Source organism: Frankia sp. CoBUL1 (assembly GCF_978021245.1).
Genome location: NZ_CDXDOS010000223.1, coordinates 1 through 5,619 on the forward strand (window position 1 = coordinate 1; position 5,619 = coordinate 5,619).

General features: G+C 70.2%; 4 protein-coding genes and 1 pseudogene. 4 read left to right on the forward strand and 1 reads right to left on the reverse strand.

From position 1 onward, the window contains the following. Nucleotides 1-8 precede the first annotated feature (8 nt). On the reverse strand, nucleotides 9-797 hold the full coding sequence (locus AC08OX_RS14220; protein WP_476608270.1) for an NAD-dependent epimerase/dehydratase family protein: 789 nt from the start codon (nucleotides 795-797) through the stop codon (nucleotides 9-11). A 584-nt stretch (nucleotides 798-1,381) separates the two neighbouring features. Here AC08OX_RS14220 and AC08OX_RS14225 point away from each other — a divergent pair. From AC08OX_RS14225 to AC08OX_RS14240, 4 genes and pseudogenes are all read left to right on the forward strand, one after another. Next, entirely contained in the window at nucleotides 1,382-1,534 is a 153-nt protein-coding gene (locus AC08OX_RS14225; protein WP_476608267.1) for a hypothetical protein, read from the forward strand. Between the two features lie 194 nt (nucleotides 1,535-1,728). After that, nucleotides 1,729-3,723, forward strand: a pseudogene (locus AC08OX_RS14230) (lantibiotic dehydratase family protein); the annotation flags it as partial. Between the two features lie 352 nt (nucleotides 3,724-4,075). Beyond that, the gene (locus AC08OX_RS14235) at nucleotides 4,076-4,819 is read left to right on the forward strand and encodes a thiopeptide-type bacteriocin biosynthesis protein (protein WP_476608268.1); all 744 of its coding nucleotides are present in this window, start codon (nucleotides 4,076-4,078) and stop codon (nucleotides 4,817-4,819) included. After that, on the forward strand, nucleotides 4,816-5,619 hold an 804-nt coding region (locus AC08OX_RS14240; RefSeq protein WP_476608269.1), incomplete at its 3' end, for a lanthionine synthetase LanC family protein. The genes AC08OX_RS14235 and AC08OX_RS14240, both read left to right, overlap by 4 nt.

Genomic DNA, 5,619 nt, shown 5'->3' on the forward strand with positions numbered 1-5,619 from the left:
CCGACAGGTTAAACGACAAGCTTAGTCGCCGCGCCAATGTCCTCGCCAGGTTCGACGTCGAGCAGGCCGCGCGCGACGGCGGCGGAGGAATCGACGCGGTAGCTGCAGGCGTCCATCTCGCCGGTCGCGATGATCTTGGCGCCGGTCATCGCCGAGGCAGTGTGCGCGGCCTGCGCGAAGGTCAGGTTCGCGGAAGCCACGTTGAAGACGCCGGTGACCTGTGAAGCTGCGGCCCGCCAGAGGGCGCGAGCTGCCTGATCCCGGTGGACCCAGCCGCGCCAGTGCTCGGGGTCGGGCACGGTGATTATGTGCTCGGTGGTTCCCTGACGGACCCACTTCTCGATCCGGTCGGCCCGGATCCCGCGGTGATCGACGCCGTAGAGCGCGCCAAGCCGCAGCACAGCCGATGTCCAGCCGGAGCGGTCGAGCAGGGCCTCGCACCTGGCTTTGAGTCGCGCGTGGTCGGTGCGCAGGTCCAACGGCGTGCCCTCGTCGCAGACGAGGTCGCCGCAGGCGCCGTAGACGGTGCAGGTCGAGACGAGCACGAGGTGGCCGTCGGGCCGGGCAGCCAGAAGCTCAGCTAGTCGATCAAGTTCGTGGTGCTTGGCGCCGTCCAGTAGCCAGACAACGACGGGGCCACGAACACCCTTGAGACCGCCGAGGAAGGTCGACCAGCTCGTAGATGGCACGCCATGTCGCGTCGCTCCATCTCGGCTGATCGCGATCGCCATATCGGTTCCGGTGGCAGCGTGGATCACGCGGGACCCGAGATAGCCCTGCCCACCGACGACGAACACCAAGATCGCCAATCCTCCTGTCGCTTCTCTGAGCGACCGGGGGCCGCTCGGCCTGGGGTGCGGTCCGCCGCAGCGCGAGCTGGTCTTATCCCGGACTGGCAGGAGTGCCGAGCTCGGCTAGGACAGCCGGACCATGATCACGTTGCAATGCAGGCTCCTTCGAGGACCGACAACCTCCCTCTCCTCCACAGCGATCACTCCCCGGATCTGGTGGTTGATCTTAGCTGGCAGCGCACTCGCCGCCGGGCACCCGACCCTCTGGTAACCGCCTGTCCTCCAGAGCACCGTCCTGTGCGCCGGATGGCAGCGGATCAGTGACACAACGTGTGTCACTTCATGGCGCGGCAGGCCTCCACTCTTGCTACCGAAACCGGCCGGCACAGAGTTTCCGGGCGCTTGCTCAGAGCAGTCGAGTGGCTCGGGGGCCCGTGTCGGCAGCACCAGATGTCCCGTCGCCCAGGCGTCACCGGATCCACGGTGACGAAACCCCGCGTGCCCTCAGCGGAGGAACAGGCGGCAGGACGGCACTACTGGAGTCCTTCACGAGCCCGCTTCCCATGGGAACGGGCGAGACCGGGAGTGTGATGACCATGGACACCGTCACGGCCGACACGACCACCGCAGGGATCAGCGAGCTGGAGCTCGACGTCTCGATCGTCGAGCAGGGCGACGCGGCGGACGCGCTGCTGTGCACCACCGACAACGGCTGCTCGACGAATAAGAACAAGGACTGCTGACACCGCCACGAGTCCGGGTGGTGCTCGGGGACCACGCGGTCTCCGAGCACCACCCGGCACATGTGTACCGCGCAATGGACCGCTGCTCACCAGACGGAGGCGATGCTATGGACTTCCGGCGCAGCCCGCTGCTCTACGCGCCGCTCGACGCCGCACTGTTCCGTGCTGCCGCCCTGTCGGACAAGACGACAGCGATGGCCGCGAAGACCTGGCCAGGCGCGGACTGTGACGACGCGGCGCGCTGGTGCATCTGGCTGGCCGAGGTCTGGGCCCATACCTCCATCGCCGTCGCCGTGGAGACTGCGAGCCCGGCGCTGGCTGCCAGCGTGGAGGAAGCGTGCCGCGGGGAAAGGCCGTCGGCGCGTCGGGCGCGCCGACTGGGGCTGGCAGTGGCGCGCTATCTGGTGCGGATGAGCCGGCGCGCGACGCCCTTCGGCCTCTTCGCCGGCGTGGCCCCGGCGCGGTTAGGCATCGAGTCCGCACTGCGATGGACTGATGTTGGTCGGCTCTACCCACGGGCGGATTCCGTGTGGCTCGCCGCGGTCATCGGCCGGCTGGAGTCCATGAGCGGCATACGCGCGGCGCTGACTGTGGTGGCCAACGACCTGGCTCTGATCCGCGGCGACCGGCTCGTACTTCCCTGGCGCCCGCACGCCCAACCGCCAACGGAGGCGTTCCTACCCGCCGAGGTCTCGGTCCGCCACAGCCGAGCAGTACAGACGGCCATGGCGTGCGCGGAGGCACCCGTCCGATTTTCCGATCTTGTTGATGCGGTGGGCGCCACGCTCGGTCTTCCTCGCCTTGGCGTCGAGACCATGTTGGCCCAGCTCCTGACGTATGGCGTTCTCGTGAGCAACCTGCGGCCACCCGCGACGTGCACGGACGTCGTCGCGCACATTCTCGGCACGCTGACCGGCATCGAGGACGCAGGCGTGCCAGCCACCACGCAGCGGTCCGATGACAGCCCCAGCGCTTCCTCGGCGGCCCTCATCGAAAAGCTCCTGCTGATCCAGGCCGACCTCGTGGGAGCACGCGGCGTGGACGGTTCGGTGCCGCAGCCAGGTCTGGCGGCCGTTCGTGAGCGGATGCGGGTGGTGCACTCCGTGGTCGAACAGCCACTCGTGGTTGATCTGCGGATGGGCTGCACGGTGACAGTGCCGGAGGTCGTGGCGACGGAGGCCGCTGCGGCGGCCGGAGTGCTGCTGCGAATGACCCCACATCCGGCTGGCAACCCGTCCTGGCGCGAGTACCACCGCAGCTTCATCGACAGGTTCGGTGAGTCGGCGCTGGTAGGACTTGATCAGCTGGTTGACCCGGTGGTCGGCCTGGGCTATCCGGCCCATTTCGGCCCGGCAGCGGCAGAGCCTGCCGACGGGGTGCCGCTCCGCGACGAGTTCCTGCTGCAGCTTGCTCAGCGCGCGGCGCTCGACGGCCAGCAGGAAGTCGTTCTGGACAACGCCGCCCTCGACGCCGTGTCCGCACCGGCGGACGGGTTTTGGGCGGAACCGCATGTCGAGATCTGCGTCGAGGTCCTGGCACCGTCGACAGCGAGCCTGCCCCGAGGCGCGTTCACCCTGTGGGTCACGGGTGTCAGCCGGACCGCGGTCGCGATGAGCGGCAGATTCCTCGATCTGCTTCCCGACGCGGACCGTCACCGGATGGTGAGCGCGTTCCGTCAGCTTCCCACGGTGGTCGACGACGCAGTGACAGCGCAGTTGTCGTTCCCGCCGGGGCACGCCCGGTTGGAGAACGTCACCCGCGCTCCCCACATGCTGGCGGATTGGATCTCCTTCGCCGAGCACCACGAACGTCAGCACGGCAGGATCGTGTGGACGGATCTGGCGGTCACGGCGGACAGCGCGCGGTTCTACCTGGTGTCGCTCTCCCGCCGTGCCGTCGTCGAACCGTTGCTGACGCACGCTGCGGCCCGCCAGTCCTTCCCACCGCTCGCGCGCCTGTTGCACGAACTGCCCCGCGCTGGCGCCGGGACCGTCGCCCCGTTCTCGTGGGGCGCGGCGGGTTGTCTCCCGTTCCTGCCGAGGGTTCGCCATGGCCGCACGGTTCTGGCACCGGCCCGCTGGCGCATCCATCCGTCGGATCTCCCAGGCCCGCGGGCGGCCGACCAGGAATGGGCTGACGCGCTCGGGCGGCTCCGGCAGCGATCAGGACTGCCCCGGTGGGTGAGCACCGGCCGGGCGGATGTGCGGCTGCGGCTGGACCTCGACGAACGGTTGGACCGCGACCTGCTGCGTGCTGAACTCAACGGTGCCAGCGGTGCTGTCAGCCTCTCCGAAGCACCGCATCCCGATGACTACGGCTGGGCCGGCGGCCGAGCCCACGAGATCGTGTTCCCCGTGGCGACGACCGCCGCCCCGCGTCCGGCACCCGCCGTGGTGACGGCATCCGGTCCGATGACGGTGACCGACGCGGCCTCCGGGATCCTGCCAGGGTCGACGGTGCTCTTCGCGAAGCTGTACTGCCATCCGGACGTGGTCAATACGATCCTCACCAGCCGCCTGCCCGCGCTGCTCGACACCGGGGATGTGGTGGTTCATCAGGTACCACGACCCTGCGCCCCACCTACGCCTGCGGATCCGCCTCGCGCCGGATGCCCAGAGCTACGGGCGGTTGGCAGCCCGGGTCGGTGTCTGGGCGGAGGAGTTGCGAGCGCAGCGTCTCATTGGCGATCTGGCACTCGACACCTACCACCCTGAGACGGCCCGGTACGGCGAGGGCGAAGCACTCGCCGCGGCCGATAACCTGTTCGCCGCCGACTCCGCCGCTGTCGTCGCCCAGCTGGTCGCCCAGGCTGCGAACCGGGCGCTGCTCCCCGCGGCCCTGACAGCGGTCAGCATGGTCGACCTGACCTGCGCACTGATCGGTAACCGGCAGGCCGGAATGCGGTGGCTTCTGGACAACCGACGGGCCTCTGGGGCACCGACTCATCGGCCGGTGCTGCGCCAGGCCATCGCGTTGTCCCAAGCAGATCGCGGCGGCTCCGCGCCTGGCGGCGCAGTCCTGCGGCTTCCGGCAGCGGTGTGTGACAGCTGGGACGCCCGGCGCCGGGCCGCCGAACGATATGCAGCCCAGCTCGCCGCATCACCGGGCCGGCCGGACCACAGCGATGTACTGGGATCGCTGCTGCATCTGCACTATGTCCGTGCCCACGGCCTCGGCTCCGCGGCGGAGCGTGCCTGCCACCGCCTCGCCCGCGCGGTCGCCCTTGCCTGGCACCACACCGACCAGCAGGCCCGTCTCGTCCCCGCTGGAACGGAAAGATCATGACTGTGGTCGGCGATCCGCGCACCCGCACGGCGACCATCGCCGCCCGGCTGGCCGACGCGCTGGCCGTGCCACCGCCGCCCGAGACAGGCGACGACCGCAGCCCCAGCAGCCCCCGCTGGAAGGGCCAGTCGCTGGCTGAGGGAGCGGCCGGCGTCGCGCTTCTCCACGGGGTGCGCGCCAGCTCCCGCCACGGCGACTGGGACACCGCCGACGGCTGGCTGACAGCCGCCGGCAGCGAAGATCTTTCCGCTGGGCCGGGCGCCGGCCTGTGGTTCGGCGCCCCGGCGCTCGCGCTGGCCCTGACGGCGGCGGCCCCACCCGGCCACCACCAGCGCGCGGCCCAGCGGCTCCATACCGCTGTCGAAAGACTGGTCGAACGCCGGCTCACGGCGGCCCACACACGGGTAGAGGTGGGACAGCGACCGGTGCGCGCGGAATTCGACCTGGTCCGAGGCCTGACCGGGCTCGGCGCGTATCTCTCGGTCCGAGGCCCGGACAGCGAGCAGCTCCGCCAGATCTTGACCTACCTTGTCCGGCTCACCGAGCCGGTGCCGGCCATGGACACGGCCGGGCTGGCCGCGCCCGGCTGGTGGAGCGTCGACGTCCCCACCAGCGCACCGCCCGGCCCCTTCGCGGGCGGACACGCCGACCTGGGCATGGCTCACGGCATCGCGGGGCCGCTTGCCCTACTGGCGCTCACCCACCGCCGCGGAATCATCGTCCCCGGCCACACCGTGGCCCTCGACCGGATCTGCCGCTGGCTGGACGTCTGGCGCCAGGATGGACCCGCCGGGCCTTGG

Bases quoted from the DNA above. Each gene is read 5' to 3' on its own strand.
- AC08OX_RS14225 (WP_476608267.1), top strand. From the start codon at position 1,382: ATGACCATGGACACCGTCACGGCCGACACGACCACCGCAGGGATCAGC.
- AC08OX_RS14235 (WP_476608268.1), top strand. From the start codon at position 4,076: ATGTGGTGGTTCATCAGGTACCACGACCCTGCGCCCCACCTACGCCTG.